Here is a 21,773-nt window from a genome sequence, read left to right on the forward strand (position 1 = left end):
AGGTTAAACACCTACCTGCTAGATTTTGTAGAAATCCCTTCATTTTTTTGTCTAATTTTCAGCATAGTATTTTTTTTCTCAATGCGTACAATCGAATCGAGAATTAATCCACAACATAGTAACAATAAAGCAATAATAATCAACCCTAATGCCAATATCGCTGTGGGAACTTTATAGACATAACTAAATTTGATATATTCATAAATAGGAAACATCCCTATTCCTACTCCAATCAAAGATAAAATTAACGCTAGAATAGAAAAAAAAGATAATGGTTTATAGAAGCGATATAAATTAAAAAATGTCATGATGATCTTTATTCCATCCTGAAATGTATTCAACTTAGAATGGCTATCTTCAGGTCTGTCTCTATAATCAATGGGCACTTCTCTAATCCCTACGCCATAGTGTAGGGCAAAAATAGATAAGTCTGTTTCAAGCTCAAAACCTTGTGCCAATGACGAATAGTTTTTAACAAATGAATATGAGAAAATCCTATAACCGCTCAAAATGTCTTTCAAATCTGTATTAAAAAACACATTAATTAGCTTTTTGATTAAGTAATTCCCAAAAACATGAAATTTTCTTTTGTTTTCTTTCTGATAAGATTGATTGGATAGCCGATCTCCTACAACCATATCAACATTGTAAACCAATAATTCATCTATCATTAAATTTACCTTATCAATAGGGTAAGTATCATCTCCGTCTATCAGTATATATATATCAGCCTCAATTTCGCCAAACATCCGAACAACAACATTGCCTTTCCCTTTATTGTACTCTTTGCGCACAATAGCATTAAATCTCATTGCGACTTCAGACGTTTTATCACTAGAGTTGTTATCATAAACATAAACCGTTGCCGCAGGTAGCTCCTTTTGAAACTGCTCTATAACATTTCCTATTGTTTTTTCTTCGTTCAAACAGGGAATAAGAACGGCAATATTCAAATTGTCTTTATTCTCTAATGTATACTTATTCATTATGTTCAATTAGTAGTTCGTTGGTTGTCGTTAGTTTGACAACATAGTTTCAACAAACTATTGTTACATAAAAAGATTAAAATAATAAAATGAAACGTCTAAAACGCACCTAACGTCCTTGATAGATAAAAGTATTGACCCTATCAAAAAATCCTCTAACCAAAACATTATTCCCTAAAAAGAATGAAAATAAAATCATGACAGCAAACAACCCTCTTTTGTAAGAATAGACCATTACATTGTAGAAGCTATCCCAATTATAATCAATAAAGTAGAAAAAGATAGAATATACTATTAGCGTCAATAATGTCATGTAAACCATAATCCAATGATCTAATACTACAGACTTTAGTTTATTTTTTTCTTGCTTAATTGTATATCTAAAAAACAAATACAACGAGCTAATTACTAAAAAAGCAAAGTATAAATAGGGCGTTAATCCAAAGAAAGTTTTGTTAAACAAGACACCATTTTTTATGGCATCTCCTCCCCATAAATATCCCCACCATTGAAGTAACTTGTCGTAGTTAAAGCTAAAGTCCAAGCCTGTTTTGGGCGTATGAGGCAATAGATTATTGACTTGAGTATACAACAACCAGAATAGTATGGGAAATAAAACAATTACTCCGTAGCCAATTAATTGAGCCACATTTTCTTTATTTAACTGTTGAATAGTATGCGCTAGCAAAAGCAATCCTATCAAAAAACTAAACAAGACGTTTTCCAATCGGATCAAAGAGTTAATTGCCAGAAATAACAGAGTCAATATGAAATAAGGCTGTTTGTTTTTTTTGTCCCTAAACCAAATAAAAAATGAAATAAACCCCAAAGAAGTATACACCCCTTGCGGCATATTAGTTTGTGACAATGAAGAATGAGCAACAAACTCAGGGATTAGTAAAATCAAAATTACTATAAATATGCTATTAAGATGTGTCAATTCTAACTGCCGCAATAAGCCATACATCATGACTAAAAATGAGGTAAAAATAACACTTGTTATGATTTTCGATGTAATGGCTCCTGTCATGTAAGCATAGCCAAAAGTACCTGCAACAAAAGGAGGATAAACCAAACGGTGAGCCGTATTAAAAATAGAACGTCCGTCTGAATTAAACAAACTATTGTCAAAAGTGCCTTCGGCAGCGAGTACCTTCGCCATTAAATCATATCCTGCTACGGTATCAAATTCAAAAGGGGGATAAAATAAACATTTCTGAGTGACCATCCACCATAGATAAATCGCTAAACTTGCTAAAAAACACCAAACAACATTTATTGATATTCCTTTTTTATAACTGCTCAAATTGCTTGGTAAGAGTATTTTTTGGATGGGTGTTTTTTGGATTGCCAGACAAGCAACAGATCCAATAACTGCTATACTACTACCAATATAGATGTTGGTTAGTGAGACAGAAATTCCTACAAAATCGAGAAAAATCATGAGCATCACTTGCACTCCCAACCCCACCAAACTTGCACCACCTAAACGCTCTAAATATGAAAAATTAGATGCTATTGTTGTTAGTATAAAAAAGCCAACTAAAAACGTGATTAACAAACTTATAAATAACATAAATTAACTTTTAACAATAAATGGATACAGAAGTTTTGCCGACAAAAATTCTTGTTTTTAGTATGTCCAGCCACCACTAGTAGACGGGTGATTTCCTAGGCAATTACCTAGTATTTGAAGGGATAACAGGTTTTTGCTGTGCATTGGAATCGTTAATTGGAAGTACAACATGGGCTTCTCTACGCCGAGGGATATAATTCAAATGTTCGTATCCTCTCCCATTAACAATAGCCACATGAGTAACTTTTTTACGCAATTCCTCATAATCACAATTTTGATAATAATTCTTATGCCCTTCTAGTGAATCTAGCCCTTCATATTCATCATATACCAACTGTCTAGGATAAACAAAATAATAACACCATGCCTTTCTCTTCAAGTCTGGAAACTCCAACGCATTATCAGGTGCTCCCTCTGGCAACACTAAATCTTCCTTATCTGGCATTAATATAATTGCATCTTCAGGCGTTTTATCTATGATACAATAGCGCAAGTATTGATAACTTGTACCACTTTTACTCGCTTGAATATCTTCTTGGCACAAAGTGTCTAATTCGATTATGTTTTTATAATTTTGAAGTAGATGCGTATTGTATAACCACTTATAGCTATGAAACCACTCATAGTTTTTTGAAGCAAAATAAGTCTGTGAATTTATTGCCATCGTTCGTTCATCAGACGTAACACTAGTATCTTGAGCGTTAATTTTGGCAACAATACGTTGCACTTCATTCAAATCGTAAAAGTCAACAACCAATACATACCAAAAACCCAATGCAAAAAAAGCAGCTACAATAGAGGAGCGAAAAAACACACTTACAAAAGTAGTTTCCTTACCTTTGTCTTGAGATATTTGAATATTTCCACTAATAGCTTCCGATTCTTTCGGAGACTTGTTCTTAGACTTTTTCTGTTTCCTGTTTTTCTTTGACATATCCAATAGGTATTTTCCTACATTTTTTATTTTTGCAACGCCATCACTTATTTAGAATATCCATAGGATTGCCCTTTCTTAGTTGCCTATTTTAGCAACAAGAATTGTATTTTGGGGAACTAAATTTTATAATTTTGCTATCTCCCATCACTTCTTTAAAAAACATACCAAGCTGACTATCAAAAAAAATAAAAGATTGCCTTTCTATTTTTCATAGAAAAACTAAGCTTCCACCCTATCTTAATAAGATGCATCCATTGAATGTCAAATTGGATAATAATGGTTTTTTAAAGACAACAAATAACTAAGCAAAGTGCCTCATTAATCGAAGCGAGGAATTAATCCTATTAGTTTTCATTTTAGGATAACTCTTTCATTTCTAATAGAAAGAAAAGAATCTAAAGCGTATAGATAGAGGTGATTTTTTGTCCCAATAAGACAAGAAGTCATAGTTTTTTGTTAAAGAGGCTATCAGAAAAAGTTTTCCGATAACCTCTCACTACTAATTTAACTATAAAAACACCCTATTTATTTTTACAATACAACCTAAGCCTATAGGTTGTTGATTGTTGTTTGTAATTGAGTTTGGGTTACAGGTGACATAGGAACTTGTATTGGGCTAGTAACAGCAGATATTGTTGTATTTAAAGTTCCCAAGTAAATTTGAGAAGCATCCATTCCAACAATTACGATAGTTACAGACTCGCCTATTGGTAATTGGAAAGAAGTACCAAATGTTCCTGTTGTAGGATTATAATACAAGGAAGCTACTGAGTTTAGGTTGTTAAAAACTACATACGCTGTTACATCTGTCAAATTTACACCTGCTGAAAGTCGAGGTTCAACACTAAATGCATTGGTCATATTTGCTCCTCCTACAAAATAATCGCAGTTGATCCAAGTTAAACTGTCAAAATAAAATTGATAGTTGCTGTTCAAAGAATCTATTCCTACCCAAGATGAATCAACAGGTGTCCAAGTAGAGTCTGATTCTGTAGACGTAAACAAATCCATAGCTGAAGGATTAGAGGTAGCACTGCTAATTGGAACCTCCATGAAGTAATCTTGATTCAAAAAAACTTCCTGCCCTCCAGATGTTGCACTCATAAAAAATTCTCCTCCAGATTCTAGCAACTGACCGTTAGAAGCTACCGTCATACGCTCTGACCAAATCATATCTCCTTTTGAATAAATTTCTTGGAGCTCGAAATCAATTTGCCCTGTAACAAGATTGCCCTGTGCATCGACAAAACTATTGGCAGAAAACGTAATTTTTGTTCCGTCCTCTCCTGTAATCGTTTGCGCTGATGTGGGTGTAATGGTAAACTTCTGCTTTTTAGGTTCTTGAGTATCAAAAAGATCACTAACTTTATTATAAGGCAAAAGCACATCATTTCCAACAGGCTGTTCAATTTCTGTTTCTTTACAGCTCACAAAACATAAGGAAGATATAGTTACTAAAACCAACAAAGACTTAATTGCATTGATTGTCATAAATGATTGTATTAATTTGTGTTTAGGTAATTATTATTTACCCTACAAATATCCAGCATCTACCAACAAGAGCAAAAAACAGTTTTGCAACAAACTTTTTTAATTAATACATCCCAAAAACCATAAAACAATAATAATCAAACCATTAAAACACCAATCAAATAAAATTTCTTACAAAAACTATTTCATCACAAAGGCTATTTTCTAAAAAAAATGTTTAGCCACCAAATTTCAGTTTATGCTTTTTCATTTATTTTATTCCCTCCATTTCATATTACTTAGAACAAAATAAAGCCTATTTTGAGTATTATTTTTTTTCTTCGTCAGGATAAGCAATACGAACGTGGTTCATACTTTTTAATAACTTTTTGAACACCTTTTTGACCTCCTCTAATTCTTGAAAAGACAGGTTTGTATTTTCAAGTTGCCCCATTGTTATTTTTCCTTTAATAATATTCTCTACCAAATTATTAATATCCTCTTCTGTTGGTGATTTCAAGCTTTTTGAAGCAGCTTCCAAAGAATCTGCCATCATCATAATAGCTTGTTCTTTGGTTTGTGGCTTGGGACCAGGATAAGTAAAATTAGTGGGGTCTATCTCTTTGTCAGGTTGTTCTTTTTGCTCCATTCTATAGAAATACTCGACTCTAGTTGTACCATGATGAGTCAAGATGAAATCAATCAGCACTGTTGGCAATCGATTTTTCTTAGCCAGTTTGACCCCTTCTGTCACGTGCTTAATAATCATTTGAGCACTTTCTAAATTTGTCAATTTACTGTGCGGACTACTATCATTTTGATTTTCTATATAATATTGAGGGTTCGACATTTTACCAATGTCGTGATACAAAGCCGCTACTTTTACCAACAAAGAGTTGGCTCCAATTACCTTTGCAGCTGCTTCCGATAAATTTGCTACTTGCAAAGAATGTTGTAACGTCCCAGGTGCTCTAATCGAAAGTTCTTTTAGCAAATAATTGTCCATGTCTGCCAATTCCACCAATGTAATATCCGAAGTTAACCCAAATAGTTTTTCAAAAAGAGGAATCAAAGGGTAAGATAACAGCGTCAAAAACACATTAAACAACACCCAACCCAACATGTGCCAACGTACTCCTTCTTCTATAACTGTTCCATTATCCGAAACAATTGGGAATATGGTTCCTGTATGAATTAGCTCTAAGCTAATGAATCCAGCCGCATAAGCGATTCCTATATACAACAAGGAAACAAAAAAATCAGATAAATGTCTTGTTTTTAATTTATTAACAACAGCTACCATTCCTACCAAGATCTGAATCAAAATAAAATGATAATCCAACGACAACAACATGCTTATTAGTAGTATAATAATAACATGTGTAAATAAAGCTAGTTGGGCATTGAAGAAGTTAATAATAATAATTGGAATGATACAAAACGGAATAACATATAAATCTAATATATAAATATCATGCACAATGTAAGCCAAATAAGCATAGCCAGCAATAATTAATAAAATCAAGGACAAGTGCCTAAAATTGTAAAAAACCTCTGGTGTATAAAACTGTACAAACAAGGCAAATATGGCAATTAATGCAATTGTTAAAGCAAGATACCCCAAGTAAATCAACCAACTATTTTTATGCTGATTAATCTCTTGGTTATACTTTGTTTGGTATGAAATTAATTTTGAATAAGTAATAGAATCAATCAATCGATCTCTAGTAACAATAGGGTCACCTGCCTTGACCATACCCCGATAAGGAGAAACACTATTAAAAGCGTCTTCTAAAGATTTTTGTGTCACTATACTATCGAATGTGATATTAGGAACAACTAAAATTTGCTCCAACAAATCTGACAAAAATTTGGATTCTGTCAATTCATCTTCCACACTATACAGCGTATCGACCAAAAACTGAATAGCAGCTTTGTTAGTATATACATCTTGCACCGAAAACTCTCCCAAATCTACATTACCATCCAACAAATCAAATACAAAATTTTCTTTTTGTTCTCTGTGCTTAGGTTCTAACTCAATCAAACGCTTGGTATAGATTTTATCCAATACCTCTAATCCAAAACGAACATACTCCAAAGAATCTAACAATTGACTGGAGTCATTGGGTTCATAAAGCGCCCAAGCTGTATGAAATGCCTTTTCAAAAGCTTGCTTTTGCGTTGTAATAACTTCCTTATCCCATCGATAATAAGGATCTATTTGCTTGGCAATTCGCGCTCGTTCCCATTCTATTTCTTGGGGGGTTTTCTTTATTGGAAAATCAAAAGGAGCTTTTAAGTCATTGTGTTTCCAACGTTTGCCTTGCTCAAAATCATAATCAAAATTCAAGTTCGTAGGAAAAAATAAACTAATAAATAAAGCCAACATTCCTAGCAAAATGAAGCGCACAATATGCGGTATCGTATCAATGGAATTTTGTATTATTTTTAAACTCATAATTTTAGTTATAATAGCCAAGGAGATTTTTTAACAATTCACAACATTGGACTGTATTGCTCCTTATAATTAGTCTGCTTCAATCTAGTCATAATAGCGTACTCTTATGGAGCATTGCTATCTAAAAAAATGCAATTTAATACATTCATTTGAACAAAAGTTGAATTGCTTCTATTTAATCTTTTGTATGTTTGCAAAAGCTATAAAAATACTTCTAAATTTGTTACTTTTTACTTTTAGTTAGCTCTGCTGCTATTGCACGTTTTCCATGAAGTAATGCTATAGAGCAAGTTCTATTTTTTATTATAAAATCATCTAATATGCAATATTTAAGTAAATATCTATTCTGTTTTTGCTTAATTATCTATCTATTTTCTTGTGACGTACCTGCTGCTAAAGAAAGCAAACGTCTTCAAACTAATTTTTTTGACATAAAGGCTTTTTTCGAAAAAGAAGCCGCTTATTTAAAAGCTCAAGATGTTCAAATTCTAAAAACAATTCAACACAATCAAACAAAGGAAACACAAACTATTACTCCCAAAGATTGGAATAAAGAACTTTCTATGTTTGCGGGAAGTGACATCAACAAACCTTCGTGGAAAGACAAATATTTGTTGGACTCTACCAACCGAGGCAATGGCTTAACATTATTACATTACAAAGCTATTGATGACAAATTAAGCATACAAGTCTTAGATGTTGAGCTAAAAGAAAACAAGGTGCACTCTATTTTGATTGTCAAAAAAATATCCAATCAAGTCTACGAGTCGCAACAACATTTAACGTATATACCTCGTAAAGGGTATACTATTAAAAAAAGCCAAGACGTTACTTTATTTGACAAAGACGATTACAGCATCGAAGCAAAATATATTTATCATGAATAAACTAAGCAAGATTGTACATAAGATTTACAAGTTACCTGCTTTTATGCAAAAAACAGCACTCTCCTATTCTATTGGTAATGTTGTAAAATTTGTAGGAACGGCAGGGCTTCGATTTGAAAAAATGAGTCAGCATGAAGTAATTTTGTCGCTAGAAAACAAAGCGAAGGTACAAAACCATATTGGTCAAGTTCATGCTGTCGCCACTGCTTTGTTAGCAGAAACGGCCACAGGCATGGTGGTAGGCATGAACCTGCCTGACGACAAGATTCCTCTTTTAAAAAATATGTCTATAGATTACACCAAACGCAGTCAAGGTGCTCAAAAAGCTATTGCTACGATTACTCCAGAAATGATCGAACGGCTAAAAGTAGAGGACAAAGGGGATTTATTAATTCCTGTTACAATCACTGATTCAGTAGGTACGGAAGTAGTTCAAGTAGAAATGCTTTGGGCTTGGATTCTCAAAAAAAGAAAATAAATCAATTCGGTTGGAGTATACCTAAAAATTAGGCATACTCTTGCTCCGTCACTCCATAAGATTTGATGTTTGCCAACTCCATGCTCTTATCCCAAATTCTTTGGGCAGCTTTTTTGTCCTTTGCCAATCGGCTAATGCGTGCCTTCTTGCCGTGTGCATAATAGGTTCCTGTTACAGAAGCTACTTCTTCCGCTGTTGCTAAATAAACAGAAGTCTTAGCCCCAGTATCTGCTTTGGGCAAAAAACGCCCTCCTAACTGCACTAATTTTGCAAAAGCCTTACTCCCTGAAGCACCAAACCCTGTATAGATTGATCCTGGGTGCAAACAATTTACAGTAATTCCAGTGCCCTCATCAAGGAGCTTTTTTGCCAACACTTTCGTAAAATAAATATTATAAAGTTTAGACAATCCATAAGCTTTGAATTGACGGTAAGATACATTTCTCAGTTGCAAATCTCCCCATGGAATGCTCGATGGAATTTTGTGCGCCAGAGAAGCCACGCTTACAATTCGCTTTCCTGTTCCTGCTTTTACTAAATCTAGCATATAATGTGTAAACAAAAAATACCCCATATGATTTAGCCCAAAAGTCATCTCCAAACCATCTTTGGTCAATTGATGTTTGCCGAATATTCCTCCAGCATTATTAATCAATACATCTATCGCTCTGTATTTTTGGTGCATGACAAGGCTACAGGACTTAATGGACTCATGAGAAGCCAAATCGCATAACTCTAACGTGACATTGTTATTACCACTTTCTTTTATAATCTCTTGTTGTGCGGCGAGTCCTCTTTCTTTGCTACGACAAATCATTACAACTTGATTGCCTTGCTTAGCCAGTGCTAAGGCTGTTGCCTTTCCTATTCCTGAATTAGCTCCTGTGATAACAATTATTGGCGCTGTCATGCTCTTATTTTTGGTGATTATACATTCTTATTACTTCGAAAAAATCATATTACATTGATTATCAAAAGAGTAAACTTTCACCACTTAATTCCTTATTAAGAATTGATAATCAAACTGATGCAAAGATGCTTTTTTAGTTTTTTGCAAAAAAGCTAAAAAAGCCACGAAGTACTAAATTCTAAGACTTCATTCGTTAATAATAGTTCATTCAAAAGTGCATGAAACTATCGTATGGTTCCAAAGTTAAAAATATTTTAATAATAATAATACCAGTCAAACTCCTTATTTGAGGTGGTTTTACTGCCTTGAAAAAAAAATATTTTTTTTATCCCCTCTATATTTTTGATTCTTAACTAGATACAAATCCATGCTTAAATAAAAAGAAAAAAAATTCAGATTGAACTTTTTTATTCCAATTGAAGTTTATATCTTTACATCGCTTTAGAAAAGATGGTGCCTGTAGCTCAGTTGGTTAGAGCATCGGTTTGTGGTACCGAGGGTCGTGGGTTCGAACCCCATCAGGCACCCCATCATAAATTAAGCTGCAAAGCGTTTATCTTAATTGGTAAACGCTTTTTTTATTGAAGTTATTAAAAATACAACTAAACAAGTGATTTCTTTTAAAGATTGTAAAGAGCAAATCTCAGCTCAAAATTTTGTCTTCGAAAAATAAATTTCAAATCATTATTTTAATTGAAGGTAAAAAAATTGCCAGACAACAAATCTTTTATACACTTGATTATCAATAAACAATATTTTTAGAGTTAAATTCCTCCAAAAAACATTCAAAAAAAACTACAAAAACAAGCAAAATAATTTGGACTTTTAAACTTACTTCGTATCTTTGCATCGCTTTAGAAGATATGGTGCCTGTAGCTCAGCTGGTTAGAGCATCGGTTTGTGGTACCGAGGGTCGTGGGTTCGAACCCCATCAGGCACCCCATCATAAATTAAATTGCAAAGTGTTTGTCTTAATTGACAAACACTTTTTTTTTGTTATTTGCCCCTCCATTTGTTGTTATTTTCAAAAAAAACTGCTTCAAATAAATTTTGAAGCAGTTTTTTTTGAAAATAACAACAATGCTGTACTCTATATCCAATTAATCTCGTAAATCAATCTCTGTCACTCCAGGATACTGCGATTTGTCAAATTTGAAACTATTACTTGTTTCTTTTATATTTTTAATATCTTTTACGATAAACGTCATGCGACTACCATCGTCCGAAAATATTTTTACAGAACTAATTTCTGTTTGCGCTTTGTTAACACGAATACGAATTTTCATAATTTCGGAATCTCTATCCAAAGGTTTGAATTCAATTTTATACCCCCTACTATCTTCTCCTGTGATGGCATAAACGAAATCTTTATCGTTTTCATCTATGTTCAAAATCTTAGCAGGTGTAAAAGGTTGTTCTTCTTCAGGAATAATATCATTTACTTGCAATTCATTTTGCTTCTTAATATACATCAAGACCTTTTCCCCATCATTAATAATAATATTCCCATTGTTATTTATTTTATACTTCTCTCCTTTTTGATAGATGCTTCCTTTTTGAATTTCTTCCTCCTCTCCATACTCCAACTTTAGCTCATAATCAATCTCCAATCCATCGTATTTTCCATATACCTTTTTTAGGTTTTTAAGAATTTTGGTTGCTTCTGGATCAGATTTCTCTTTGAACGCCTGCCCTGGCTGTGCATAAGTATTAATAAAAGTAAAAAGTAAACAACTAATTAAGGTGATATTTTTGAGTAATTTCATAACGTATATTTAATAATAGCCTACTTCATTGTGCCTATGAAAGGACTATCAGTAGTATGTGTTTTTTTATAAAATATAAACTCCTACAAAAAAAATTTATTGTATCTGTAAAAAATTAAATGCTGTAAATATTAAGTAGGAATAATTCTAGTAATTCAAATGCAATGCCAAAAGTCTACCTTGCTTTCAAAAGAAAACAATAAATTGATCAAAACAACACAAATACGATTTACTTCGTGAGATCGCTTGGCTTAGTTTGCGGTGCTGTTACTACATGGTTTCAACAGAGTAGTCCCTAGAACAATTATAGACTAATTATGCTTGATTCTATTTATCCTTTCATAATCTCTTCTCTACCGTCGGCATGCTTGGCAAAACGTCCTAAGTTTCTATCATGTACTTGATCGTACTTTGGCCAAGGCCATCCTCCAAAACGAGTTTGCTGATAATCAGCAAAAGCTTGTTGAATTTCCTGTCGTGTATTCATCACAAATGGTCCATGCTGTACAACTGGTTCATTGATAGGCTTGCCTTGAAGCAACAATATTTTTGCCTCTGTAGCCCCCACTTTTAATTCCAAATCCTGATCAGAATGCACTTCTATAGCATGGTATGGTGCTATCGTTGTTCCTTGAAGCTCTAAATCATTCCCCTCATAAAAATACAAGGTACGGTTAATCCCCTTTCCTGCTTTAGGTATTGTCCAAGTTCCATTCGCTTCAATTCTAATATTCCAAATAGCTACCTCATTAGCAGCATCAGCTGCCCAAGAATTTGGAGGCGGCGCAGGTGCCTTGTACTCGCCCAATGTTCCAGCCATTACTTCTACCTGTGTTTGCTTCCCATTGGTATCCTGATGCTCATAATTTGGAATGGTGTCGCCCCACAACATCTTATAATGTGCATCTACCATTTTATTTTTTTGAGGCAAATTAAGCCAAATTTGGAACAACTCCATATGATTTTCTTTGTCCTTGTGTATTAGTGGAAACATTTCAGAATGCTGAATTCCTTTTCCTGCTGTCATCCACTGAATATCTCCATCTCCATAACGCCCAGAGCCGCCCAACGAATCGGCATGATCTACCATCCCCTTTCGGACTACCGTAATGGTCTCGAATCCACGATGAGGATGCCCAGGAAAGCCAGGCACCGTTTCTCCATGATACATTCGCCAACCATCTTTCAAGATAAAATCTTGTCCAATTGCACGCCCTTTTAACAAAGCAGGGTCTGGTCCCATCTGATCGTTTCCCTTTGGGAACTTATCGTCATGATGCACACAAAACAAAAATGGATCGGCTGTTTCCCACTGAAAGCCCAATGGTTTAATTTTTATAATAGGATGTTCTTGAGGCGAATCTTTGTGTTTCATAATATCGTTGTTTATAGGAGTTTCTTTGAGAGATTCATCTGCCAACCCTTTATAGGCTAGTCCTAAAGTTGTTGCTAATCCAACACCTAATTTTCCTAAGAAACTTCGTCTTGATTTTTTCATAATTTTATCTTTTAATCGTATACCATAGTAGATGCGACATCTAAACAAAGCAAGTACTTTCTCTGTTCATTCGGAATCCAAATTATACAATTTTCTTGCTTCAAGCAACAGTCAACAATTCAGCTAAAAAGTTTTTTTCATTGAGAATCAAGTATTCCGCAACAACTTCTTGTTAAAGTTTTATCTTATTATTCCTTTTAACATTTATATCTCATCCATTTTTTCTTTTTGGAGCTATTCTTGTATCACCTCCTTACAATTGTATATTCTGCTAAAAAACACCCAATACAATACTTTAGTAGTTCGTTGATTAGTTCGCTACGCTCATGAGGGCGCAAGCTTAGTTTTTTACTTTTTTAGCTCGCTACGCTCGTGAGATCGCAAGCTTAGTTACCAAAAAGATAAAAAAGCACATTTATATTAGTTTAGCTGCGCTGCTACTTCGTGGTATTGCATGAGTGCTGCGCAGTTGATAATTAAAATTTTAACACAAAACGCAACAAAAGCGCAACTTGCTAATTATCAAACTAATAAAGTTTTTCAACAAACTATTGATACTTAAAAAGACTCCTCAAACTTGTATTCATCACTCTAAATAATAAAAGACAAGTATGCAACAATTCCTAACTTATTCCTTTCTATTTCTTATTCTAAGTTCTTGTTCTCGGCAAACTTCTTTAGTTCCTTTGTCTGACAATACAGAATATATTCACAGTCGATTAACAGCAATTGAAAGCAATCAAAACCTACAGTTAAAGATCAATTTTGAAAGAAAAACTAGAAACCATCTTATCTATCACGTATCTATTGATAACCTTTCTAATGCGCCCCTAGACATTCTTCCAACTGATTTTTACTATACAACATCCAATAGTTCTACCAAATTTAGAGCTGTTGAATATCATCACCTTATTCAAGATATTGATAAAAACATTGCACACGGGCATAATACAAACGAAGTAATTGGTTACCTACAATTAGCTCATGCCCTTGAGGATTTGGTTACAACAATTACTGATAGTGATAAAGACTTAAATAAAGAGGCTAAATTGCAAAAAGACTTAGATCGTGAGCAGGAATACAACAGTTATGTTGTTCAAGAAAATAGCAATTCTGAAGAGATCATCAAACTTTACCAATTAAAAGAACAATTAAATCAGTTTTATTTAACTCCTGCAACATTAGATGTCGGTCAAAGTTATTCAGGAATTATCTATTTTCCAAGAGCAAAGAACCGAATTAAAGATGGTTGTCATATAACTTATTCTAGTTCTAATGGGAAAATAAGCATCCCTTTTGGACAAAAAAAATAACTTAATTCACAGCTTACAGGCAGTTTCTTTGGGCACCACTTGTGTGAAAATTCACATATATTGGTGCCTGTTTTTATTCTAGAACCGCTCTGCTTTTAGTAACAATTAGCCAGCAATTGCCAATTCAAAATTTGGATTTATAAATTTATTAGATTACTTTTATTAAACAAATATTCAGTTAATTTAATCGTTACTCTGTTAAAAATTGTATTAATTTGATTATCAGCAAAATGCACCTCTTTTAATCTTGATACTAAAAGGCTGATAATCAGATTAAAAACTAAGCTTGCGCTCTCACGACCGCAGGGAGCTACCACGAAGTAGCACCGCAGGTAATCAACAGAGTATTATTTAATAATAAACAAGATGAAACTCCCACTCTATTGGTTTTTATTGTTAAGTCTCTTAGCATTTCCTCTGCAACCATTTTCTCAAAATACAACTTCCAATACTTCCATCGCTAGCGTAGAATATTTACAAGAACGCACTCCCATTCAAAAAAAAAATTAAAAAGAAAAAACGAAAAAAGAAGTTTCAACGTAAATTCAAGAAGACAACAAAGTTGCAAACTACTAATAGCAAAAAGGGAATTCCTACCTTTTTTCTAATCATGGCTGGAATCTTATTACTAGCACTGATTGCTTGGTCTATATACTTTTTCCCCTTATTAGCTTCTGGCGCCTTGAGTGCGTCTTGGGGGTGTTTGGCTCCCATAGGAATCTTATTTTTTGGTTTTATAGGAATCCTGTTTAGTGCTATTCTTATTGCGGGTATTGTTCTATTTACTTTCTTTGCCATCCGAATGATCAACAGAAAAAACCGACCTGCACCAACCCCAAATACAAAAGAAAGCACTGCTCAAGAAGAAGATTACATTCAAGCTCAGATTAAAGACAAGGCTTCTAAAGACCTGCCTTACCTTGCTCCCAAAAGCTTAGAAAAATACACCAATATCAAACGCAACATTGTGGAATTAAAATACAAACGAAGTCAACTAGAAGCAAAACAAACCAACAGTGCCTTAAAAGGCAGAATACAACGTGAAATTACTGACTTGAACGAAAAAATTGCACGAAAGGAAGCATTAGTCAATGCCATTGAGGCGCTTCATTCTGATTTAGAAAAGATGCCTGAACACAAAAAGGAGCCTTATACAAACATAAAATTAAAAATTGCAAAACTTCAATTCGATAAAAAGAAATATCAAGAAAGAGAGGATTACAGAGCCATTCAAAAACAAAAGGACATCGACGAAGCAATTCAAGAGCAAGAAGAAGAACTAAAGTTGCTTCTTGGCATTGGCAACAACTAGCAAAAGTTAACGAAATCCACGCTCTTGCTTTATATTCTCATAGGCTTCTTGTACTTTTAAGAACTTAGCAGTAGCGGCTTTTTTAACACCTTCTCCCAAGTGCTCTAACTTATCAGGATGATATTTTTTGAGCATAAAATGATAGGCATCTTTAACGTCTTCATCTCGGGCAGAAGGTGAAATTTCTAATATTTTATAATAGGCATCCATCGCTTGATAAAACATGGCTTTGATAGAGTCAAATTCTCCCGCCTCTACGCCAAGGTGAATGCTAATAACTTTTATGGCCGCGATTTCTGCCTCATCTATTGAATAATCGGCATTGGCTATCCCAAACAAAAAATGAATCAATTGCAAACGAGTTTCATAGCTAGTTGTTCTGCGAATTTGTTGAGTTGTTTTTTTTAAATCAAAGTCATTGTTTATCGCTTCCATTAAAATATGCCAATAATCATCCATCTGAAGGGTACCAAACTGCTCTACTAAAAAAGAACGCACATAACTTAGTTCTAAATCATCAACCTCACCATCAGCTTTTACAACGGCACCAGCCAATAATATAGAGCCAACAATAAAATCATTAGGATCGGTATCTTCAATCGAAGCTGGCGCATTTTTATTCAGCCAAAGCTGTCCCCCATCTCGGTGCAGTTTATCCAAAATAGCCCCCAAAATCAAACCAATTAATCCGCCCCAAAAACCACCTACACTTGCCCCTACTATTGGTCCTACCAGTTTGCCTAACCAAAATTTTAGTTCCTTCATAATTTTGCACGATCCGCTATGAAGCCTTTTTTATGCCTCACAAAATGAAAAATGTTTATTAACGATTATCGCTATTCCGTTTTCAAAAGTAAGAAATTATTTTTTTTGATAATGAAATTGTTCCAATAATACTATTTCCACAGCACTAAATCAACAACATTTGCTGTTTCATTTAAAAACTACTTCAAACTCAATTAAGTGTATTTGAACATCAAAAAATAGAAACAAATTATTTCAAAACAAATTCAGTCAGCGAGCATTTTTCGCTAAAAAAACGTATCTTAGTAGTTTGAATTAAAGTAGGTATTTTTAAGTTGATAATAACATACCTTCTCAAACCTTTGTTCGCAAAAAAACAGTCATGCCAGAATTCGTACACTTACACTCTCATACTCAATTTTCACTTCTAGATGGAGCTTCTAACATTGATATTTTGATGGAAAAAGCCGCTGCTGATAATATGAAAGCCGTCGCTTTGACCGATCATGGAAATATGTTTGGGGCGTTCAAATTTGTGGCTGCTGCCGAAAAACAAGGCATTAAGCCAATCGTGGGTTGTGAATTTTATTTGGTAGAAGATCGACACAAACAATCTTTTGCCAAAGCAAAAGGAGAACGAGACAAACGTTACCATCAATTGATGTTGGCCAAGAATCAAGTTGGTTATCAAAACCTGTGTAAGCTTTGTTCTTATGGCTTTATGGAAGGGCTTTACAGCAAATTCCCACGTATTGACAAAGAGTTAATTGAAAAGTATCACGAAGGTTTGATTGTTACCAGTTGTTGTGTAGGGGCAGAAATTCCCCAAGCTATTATAGAAGGTGACATCGAAAAAGCTGAAGAACTGCTTAAATGGTGGTTGAACATTTTTGGCGAAGATTATTATATCGAAATTCAACGACATCGTGGCTTAGAAGACTTGGACATTTTCAAGAATGGAAAGCGTGTCATGAGTGGCGTTAGTCAGGAAGATGTCAACCAAGTTCTATTAGGTTTTGCCAAAAAATACAACATCAAAGTTATTGCAACGAACGATGCCCATTATGTGGAAGAAGAAGACTGGGAAGCTCATGATATGTTACTGTGTATCAATACGGGTTCTTTGGTAGAGGACACGAATCGTTTTAAATTCTCTAGTTCTGATTTCTACTTTAAGACTCAAGCAGAAATGAATGCTATTTTCACCGACGTTCCTGAGTCGATCGCCAATACGATGGAAATTTATGACAAGGTAGACAAACTTACTTTGGCACGAGACATCTTATTGCCAGCCTACCCTCTGCCTCCTCAATACAATACTCAAGATGAATACCTTAGAGGTTTGACCTATGAAGGAGCCAAAAGAAGGTATGGCATGATAACAGCCGAAATTTCGGAACGATTGGATTTTGAACTAGGAGTTATCAAAAATTCAGGTTATCCTGGATACTTCTTAATTGTACAAGATTTTACAACAGAAGCTCGAAAAATGGGCGTCTCGGTTGGTCCAGGACGTGGTTCGGCAGCTGGTTCGGCAGTGGCTTATTGTTTGGGAATTACCAATATTGACCCGATTAAATACGACTTACTTTTTGAGCGTTTCTTAAATCCTGAACGGATTTCGATGCCCGATATTGATATTGATTTTGATGATGTGGGACGTTCTAAAGTAATGGATTATGTGATTGAAAAATATGGTCGTAACCAAGTAGCTCAAATTATCACCTATGGTTCGATGGCCGCCCGTTCTTCGCTCCAAGATGTGGGACGAGTAATGAACATTCCCTTACAAGAAGTGATTGCCGCCAAAAAAGTATTGCCTGAAAACTTGTCTGTCACACTAAAAAAAGTTTTAGCAGATGGCGATATTGATCCTAAATTAAAAGGCAAACTAAATTCTGAAGAGGTAGAATTAGCCTATCAATTCAGAAAATTGGCAGAAGATCAGGGGCATATCGGAACGATGATTCAAAATGCTAAAAAATTAGAAGGTTCCATTCGAAATACAGGGATTCATGCCTGTGGGGTAGTTATTACGCCTGACGATATTACAAATTTCGTTCCCGTAACTGTAGCCAAAGATTCTGATTTATTGGTTTCTCAGTTTGATAACTCTGTTGCAGAAGATGCTGGGCTTCTAAAAATGGATTTCTTGGGACTCAAAACCCTAACCATTATCAAAGATGCTTGTAAAATCATCAAAGCAAAACATGGCGTAGAAATAGAACCGGATGAAATTCCTCTAGATGATCAAAAAACATACGAACTCTTTCAACGTGGTGAAACGATTGGGGTGTTCCAGTATGAGAGTCCTGGCATGCAAAAATACATGAGGGAATTGGTGCCTTCTGAGTTCTCTGATTTAATTGCAATGAACGCTTTGTATCGTCCTGGTCCAATTGCTTATATCCCACTTTTTATTGATAGAAAGCATGGTAGAGAGCCGATTGAATTTGACTTGGAAGATATGCGAGAGTACCTTGATGAAACCTATGGTATTACAGTCTATCAAGAGCAAGTGATGCTTCTTTCCCAAAAGTTGGCTGGTTTCACAAAAGGGGAAGCCGATATGCTACGAAAAGCAATGGGAAAGAAGAAAAAGAAATTGATTGACCAAATGTTTCCTAAGTTCGAAGAAGGTTGTGCTAAGAATGGTCATACAGGAGATGTTGTCAAAAAAATATGGAAAGACTGGGAGGCCTTTGCTTCTTATGCTTTTAATAAATCCCATTCTACTTGTTATGCTTTTGTTGCTTTCCAAACAGCCTACTTAAAAGCACATTACCCTGCTGAATTTATGGCTTCGGTCCTCACGCACAACAAAAGTGATATTAGCAAGGTTAATTTCTTTTTGCAAGAATGTAAAAATCAAAATGTTGAGGTACTGGGTCCAGATATTAACGAGAGTTATATGAACTTCTCGGTTAACCAAGAAGGAAAAATACGCTTTGGCTTGTCAGCATTAAAAGGCGTTGGTGAAGGACCTGTTGAAGAAATTTTAAAAACTAAAAAAGAATCTGGAGAGCCTTACAAAGATATTTTTGATATTGTTCGACGCATCAATCTAAAAGTAGCCAATAAAAAATGCTTTGAAAGTCTAGCTTATGGTGGTGCCTTTGATGCTTTTGGTTTGGATAGAGCAGTTTATTTTACAAAAATAGACGGCAAACATACATTCTTGGAATTGGTATTGCGATATGGGAATGCCTACCAAAAACAAAAATCTGAATTAGCCTTCTCCCTCTTTGGTGCCGATGCTGTCGATCAAACAATGCCCGAGCCGAAACTTCCTGAGACAGTCACAGAGTGGAATTTGATGGAAAAGCTAAAAAAGGAAAAAGAGGTAACAGGAATTTACCTCAGTGGGCATCCTTTGGATGATTATCGTCTAGAAATTTCTAAGTTTACTAAAACCATCAATCGTTTAGACGAATTCAAAGACCAAGAAGTAGCTATCGCAGGTATTATCACTTCTGTCAACCATCGTGTTAGCCAAAAAGGAAGCTTATTTGGTTTTGTTGGTATTGAAGATTATGAAGGAAGCGTTTTTGAATTTGGCTTGTTTGGTGATTCTTACCTCAAACACCGTCATTTATTAGAAACAGATACCGTTATCTATATCAAAGGAAAATACCAAAAAAGCTGGCGAGACCCCAATCAATACGAATTGCGTATCAACGAAATCCAACTCTTAGATGAGGTAGGAAGTAGTAAAATTAAAGGGATTGCAATCAATTTGCCCATTCAACAACTCACACCTCAGTTGATCGATCAATTGGATAGAATTTGTGATAAATACAAGGGAGAGCAACAGTTTTCGGTTAATTTGCTTGATGCAGCTAATAAAATTATTTTGCAATTAGATTCTGCCAATCGCCGAATTAACGCTGATAGTTTGTTTACCAACGAATTGGATAGTTTGGGTCTTAAACACAAAACAATTCTTTAGAAAAGAAGATACAAGACACTATGTTTCAATATATCGAAAAGGTTTTAGCCAAAAACACATTTCAGTTTCAAATAACACAAGACGATGTTTTGATGACATTTGAACAAGTGTTAGAATTATGGGAATGTTCTAGAACCTTTCGATTGTTTTATACTCAAATCTTAAGAGAAGTTCCGTTTGCTGCTTTCTTTTGGGAGCATAAAGGTATTCATAAAACAAATTTGCAACAAACCTATGAGTTCGTGATTGTTGGAACCAATGCTTTTGATGGCAAGCAAGCAAATTCGACACCTTTTAACACCTACTTTTCTTCTAAAGAAGAATCTGTTGTTTGTTTTTCTAATTTGGGTAATAATGCTCGATTAGTTGTGCCTTGCCCCAATTCTTCTAAAGAAGTATATACCCATTTGGGAACCTTTATCCGAAATGCTCCTTACCAACAAATTGATACTTTTTGGCAGACTGTAAGCAAAGAATTACAACAAAATATTAATCAACAGCCACTTTGGTTAAGCACGTCTGGCTTAGGTGTTTATTGGCTACATGCTCGTTTGGATCAACGCCCCAAATATTACACCCATGCGCCTTATAGAAAAGTATAAGCACTCTATTTGTTAGGAAATGCAACTGAATTGCATTAAATTTGCAGTAAACAGATTAACTTTTAGTGTTTCAAAAGCCTTCAAATTATATGAAATCAACTAGAAATACTGCTGCGAAATCAGCTATTCAATCCTTATTACAACAATCTGATACTGCTTTATCTCATAAGGACATTCAGAATGCAATTGGTAAATTATGCAATCGGGTGACTATTTATAGAATTTTAGATCGTCTTGTAGAAGAAGGAGAAATTCATAAAATCATCAATACTGATGGCGTTATCAAATATGCAGCTTGCCATCAATGCGAATCCCATCACAACCACAACCATGATCATGTTCACTTCAGCTGTACAAAATGTAATTCTGTAACCTGTTTGGAAAATGTACAACCAAGTTATAACCTACCTCCTAATTATACCGTTCAAGAAGTTAATTTCACACTTTCTGGGATTTGCCCCAATTGTATGGATTCAATCGTTCGTTAAGTCAAACACAACAAACCACTGTAAATTGACGCCTTTATTTATTTTTTAGAAGCAGAAGAATGCTTTTTTCCCAAAATTGCCTTTTCTTTCGCTAGCGTATCCATTACAGCTTGATATAGAGAATCTAAGGCTGGAGGGTTGGTAAAATAAGCATGCATACTTTGATTGAATACTGCTGTATCTACCTTATGTATTCTAAATATTTCACCATAATATAATCGAGCTAAACTATCCTTCTCTCGTCTATCCACAATTTCTGTCAACAAAGCTTCTGCTACATGAATATCTTTGAGAATAGGAATAAGTTCGTCATCACTCAATAATGGTTCTACTACGGGAACCTCTCGAAAGCAACCAGAAAAGAGTATGACTACTAGTGTAGCCATACTCCATAAC

At 34.6% G+C, this 21,773-nt stretch carries 18 protein-coding genes and 2 tRNA genes; 10 read left to right on the forward strand and 10 right to left on the reverse strand.

Going from position 1 to position 21,773, the window contains the following annotated elements:
- Positions 1-11: 11 nt before the first annotated feature.
- The 5 genes from CG11_RS20830 to CG11_RS20850 form a co-directional block, all read right to left on the reverse strand.
- The gene (locus CG11_RS20830; RefSeq protein WP_197043899.1) at positions 12-986 is read right to left on the reverse strand and encodes a glycosyltransferase family 2 protein; all 975 of its coding nucleotides are present in this window, start codon (positions 984-986) and stop codon (positions 12-14) included.
- Between the two features lie 109 nt (positions 987-1,095).
- Complete coding sequence (locus CG11_RS20835; RefSeq protein WP_052598784.1) at positions 1,096-2,562, reverse strand: hypothetical protein; 1,467 nt, start codon at positions 2,560-2,562, stop codon at positions 1,096-1,098.
- Between the two features lie 103 nt (positions 2,563-2,665).
- Positions 2,666-3,496, reverse strand: coding sequence for a hypothetical protein (locus tag CG11_RS20840; RefSeq protein WP_052598785.1), 831 nt, complete (start codon positions 3,494-3,496; stop codon positions 2,666-2,668).
- Between the two features lie 552 nt (positions 3,497-4,048).
- Positions 4,049-4,990: a hypothetical protein gene (locus tag CG11_RS20845; RefSeq protein ID WP_052598786.1), complete on the reverse strand. Its 942-nt coding sequence runs from the start codon at positions 4,988-4,990 to the stop codon at positions 4,049-4,051.
- A gap of 307 nt (positions 4,991-5,297) precedes the next feature.
- Entirely contained in the window at positions 5,298-7,430 is a 2,133-nt protein-coding gene (locus CG11_RS20850) for an HD family phosphohydrolase (protein WP_052598787.1), read from the reverse strand.
- 320 nt (positions 7,431-7,750) lie between these two features.
- Here CG11_RS20850 and CG11_RS20855 point away from each other — a divergent pair, with 320 nt between their 5' ends.
- Positions 7,751-8,317, forward strand: a complete 567-nt coding sequence (locus CG11_RS20855) for a hypothetical protein (protein WP_052598788.1) — start codon at positions 7,751-7,753, stop codon at positions 8,315-8,317.
- Entirely contained in the window at positions 8,310-8,795 is a 486-nt protein-coding gene (locus tag CG11_RS20860) for a DUF4442 domain-containing protein (protein WP_052598789.1), read from the forward strand. The genes CG11_RS20855 and CG11_RS20860 overlap by 8 nt, the downstream gene beginning before the upstream one ends.
- Positions 8,796-8,823: 28 nt before the next feature.
- On the opposite strand, the gene CG11_RS20865 is transcribed toward CG11_RS20860, so the two are convergent.
- Positions 8,824-9,705, reverse strand: coding sequence for an SDR family oxidoreductase (locus CG11_RS20865; RefSeq protein ID WP_052598790.1), 882 nt, complete (start codon positions 9,703-9,705; stop codon positions 8,824-8,826).
- A gap of 453 nt (positions 9,706-10,158) precedes the next feature.
- Between CG11_RS20865 and CG11_RS20870 the strand changes: the two genes are divergently transcribed.
- Positions 10,159-10,235: transfer RNA gene (locus tag CG11_RS20870), tRNA-His, on the forward strand.
- A 336-nt stretch (positions 10,236-10,571) separates the two neighbouring features.
- Positions 10,572-10,648 (forward strand) — tRNA-His (locus CG11_RS20875).
- Between the two features lie 157 nt (positions 10,649-10,805).
- On the opposite strand, the gene CG11_RS20880 is transcribed toward CG11_RS20875, so the two are convergent.
- Positions 10,806-11,471: an outer membrane lipoprotein carrier protein LolA gene (locus tag CG11_RS20880; RefSeq protein ID WP_052598791.1), complete on the reverse strand. Its 666-nt coding sequence runs from the start codon at positions 11,469-11,471 to the stop codon at positions 10,806-10,808.
- Positions 11,472-11,802: 331 nt separating this feature from the next.
- Positions 11,803-12,846 carry a pirin family protein gene (locus CG11_RS20885; RefSeq protein WP_052599044.1) on the reverse strand — a complete coding sequence of 348 codons (1,044 nt, stop codon included), beginning with the start codon at positions 12,844-12,846 and terminating at the stop codon, positions 11,803-11,805.
- 734 nt (positions 12,847-13,580) lie between these two features.
- Here CG11_RS20885 and CG11_RS20890 point away from each other — a divergent pair.
- The 3 genes from CG11_RS20890 (at position 13,581) to CG11_RS20895 (ending at position 15,594) form a co-directional block, all read left to right on the forward strand.
- Positions 13,581-14,282 carry a hypothetical protein gene (locus tag CG11_RS20890; protein WP_052598792.1) on the forward strand — a complete coding sequence of 234 codons (702 nt, stop codon included), beginning with the start codon at positions 13,581-13,583 and terminating at the stop codon, positions 14,280-14,282.
- A gap of 366 nt (positions 14,283-14,648) precedes the next feature.
- Positions 14,649-14,792: a hypothetical protein gene (locus CG11_RS30410; protein ID WP_197043900.1), complete on the forward strand. Its 144-nt coding sequence runs from the start codon at positions 14,649-14,651 to the stop codon at positions 14,790-14,792.
- A gap of 100 nt (positions 14,793-14,892) precedes the next feature.
- A complete protein-coding gene (locus tag CG11_RS20895; protein ID WP_156039845.1) occupies positions 14,893-15,594 on the forward strand; it encodes a hypothetical protein in 702 nt (233 codons plus the stop codon).
- A 6-nt stretch (positions 15,595-15,600) separates the two neighbouring features.
- Here CG11_RS20895 and CG11_RS20900 read toward each other — a convergent pair whose 3' ends face one another.
- Positions 15,601-16,359 (reverse strand): TerB family tellurite resistance protein, encoded by a 759-nt coding sequence (locus CG11_RS20900; RefSeq protein ID WP_052598794.1) that lies wholly within the window; start codon positions 16,357-16,359, stop codon positions 15,601-15,603.
- Positions 16,360-16,720: 361 nt separating this feature from the next.
- On the opposite strand from CG11_RS20900, the gene dnaE reads away from it, so the two are divergent.
- From dnaE to CG11_RS20915, 3 genes are all read left to right on the forward strand, one after another.
- A complete protein-coding gene (dnaE, locus tag CG11_RS20905; RefSeq protein WP_052598795.1) occupies positions 16,721-20,287 on the forward strand; it encodes a DNA polymerase III subunit alpha in 3,567 nt (1,188 codons plus the stop codon).
- Positions 20,288-20,307: 20 nt separating this feature from the next.
- A complete protein-coding gene (locus CG11_RS20910) occupies positions 20,308-20,889 on the forward strand; it encodes a hypothetical protein (protein WP_052598796.1) in 582 nt (193 codons plus the stop codon).
- An 89-nt stretch (positions 20,890-20,978) separates the two neighbouring features.
- Positions 20,979-21,377: a Fur family transcriptional regulator gene (locus CG11_RS20915; RefSeq protein ID WP_052598797.1), complete on the forward strand. Its 399-nt coding sequence runs from the start codon at positions 20,979-20,981 to the stop codon at positions 21,375-21,377.
- Positions 21,378-21,415: 38 nt separating this feature from the next.
- Here the strand turns inward: CG11_RS20915 and CG11_RS20920 are convergent, their stop codons facing one another.
- Positions 21,416-21,763: a DUF4296 domain-containing protein gene (locus CG11_RS20920; protein ID WP_052598798.1), complete on the reverse strand. Its 348-nt coding sequence runs from the start codon at positions 21,761-21,763 to the stop codon at positions 21,416-21,418.
- Positions 21,764-21,773: the final 10 nt, after the last annotated feature.

Origin of the sequence: Aureispira sp. CCB-QB1 (assembly GCF_000724545.1) — a bacterium.
Classification (GTDB): Bacteria; Bacteroidota; Bacteroidia; order Chitinophagales; family Saprospiraceae; genus Aureispira.